Origin of the sequence: Endozoicomonas sp. ONNA2, assembly GCF_024606365.1 — a bacterium.
In the GTDB taxonomy this organism is placed as follows: Bacteria; Pseudomonadota; Gammaproteobacteria; order Pseudomonadales; family Endozoicomonadaceae; genus Endozoicomonas.
On the sequence record NZ_JAHHPO010000559.1, the window covers coordinates 1 to 1,437 of the forward strand.

General features: G+C 46.8%; 1 protein-coding gene and 1 pseudogene. Both read right to left on the reverse strand.

Going from position 1 to position 1,437, the window contains the following annotated elements:
• Positions 1-169: 169 nt before the first annotated feature.
• A complete protein-coding gene (locus KDK14_RS09780; RefSeq protein WP_257264914.1) occupies positions 170-970 on the reverse strand; it encodes a DUF3037 domain-containing protein in 801 nt (266 codons plus the stop codon).
• Positions 967-1,284, reverse strand: a pseudogene (locus tag KDK14_RS09785) (HipA family kinase); the annotation flags it as partial. The gene KDK14_RS09780 and the pseudogene KDK14_RS09785, both read right to left, overlap by 4 nt.
• Between the last annotated feature and the right edge of the window lie 153 nt (positions 1,285-1,437).

Here is a 1,437-nt window from a genome sequence, read left to right on the forward strand (position 1 = left end):
CGTAGCGGTTACTGCATCTGGAGTAAACGACTGGAGCAGGGTCAATTTCACTCCCACGCCGGTCAGGCGGTTAAACAGCTGGTATTTATTCAGGATGGGGAGACAAAGGGCACTGCGCCTGATTTGGCGCAGTATGAGATAAATGTATAACAGCTGACCTGAGAAAAGATCAGTTTTTGGCAAACTTCTCGATCTGTTTATCGTTACTGGCACTGGTGATGTCACCGAAGTCTTTTAGTCGATTACGAATCATCGTCCAGGCTTTTTGAGCATCACCTTTATGAGTCGGCTTTTCCACCGGGATAAGAATATCACCAGGCAGCTCTTTGAGTTCTTGCAGGGTTCCCAGTTTACCAATCCATAAATAACCGTGCTCTATTATTTTTTCAGGCTCTTCACGGTCAAAATGCAAAGGTTGAATGGCTCTTATCCGCCCTTCCTCGGTATTCTGAACCAGAGGCATGTTTACCGGATACAACGTACCAATCTTCTCCTTCTTGAACTGATGACGAAGATTCAGTTGGCGTACCAACTGACCAACCCGGCTTTGCAGTTCCTGCTCATAGTTCTTTTTCTGGGCAAAGTCATGGAGCACAAAGCGATCGAACAGCTCGGCGGCAATAGCCTGTGGCTTTTCCGTCATTTTGACCCGTTCCTTACTGAAACGCACTATGGCTTCAAGTGGTCGAACCATTAGCTCAAACGCCTGCAAGGCTTCGATTTCCTGATTATTTACTGCTGTTTCCAGATAACGCAGCTCCTCGTTCAGGTGCTTTATAGCCTGAAGGAACACTTTGTGATCAAGGTGTCTGAAAAACTTGGTCAAACGGCCGTATTTAGCCAATTCCAGCTTGAACACAAATCGATTTTGCCGGGGAAGTACGGCAACCACACCCACATTGGCAAATTCGCCGGTTTCCGGATACGGCATGAATTGCACAATGGCATAACGGCAAGCGTATTTCGTCATGTCATGCTCCAGAATTGGTTGGAAGTGTATTCGTTCAATATGGCAAACAGGGAGTCAGAGTCTAGCTCAAACTCACGGGTTTCCTCAAGATCAAGCCAGGGCCATTCATTTTGGGCAGTGTCTGCCCATTGTTGAAAGTCGGCCAAAGCGGCCTGCATTCTCACTTGGTATTCGGCAATAGAAGCAAGATCCGAAAAAACACGCTCTTTTGCTGCACCAAATATATGGTGCTGGAAAAAAGACGCTGTTTCAAACTCCGGGTCAAATGCCATATTGTGATCAATGACCACGAGTTTATCCTGATGAGGAACCCATAGTAAATGTGGTGGAAACCGAACCTACTCAAAAGATCAGACCTGATTTGCCGGTATTGTCACTGCTTAGGAGCTGTCCTGAAATAATTTCGACATTGCTACAGACGCTACCCGCCGCCCGCTTCCCGAAAAGCTGGAACCACTTGTGCTTTT

What these genes read in the sequence shown, in the direction of transcription:
- KDK14_RS09780 (WP_257264914.1), bottom strand. Translation starts at nt 970, where the DNA reads ATGACGAAATACGCTTGCCGTTATGCCATTGTGCAATTCATGCCGTAT.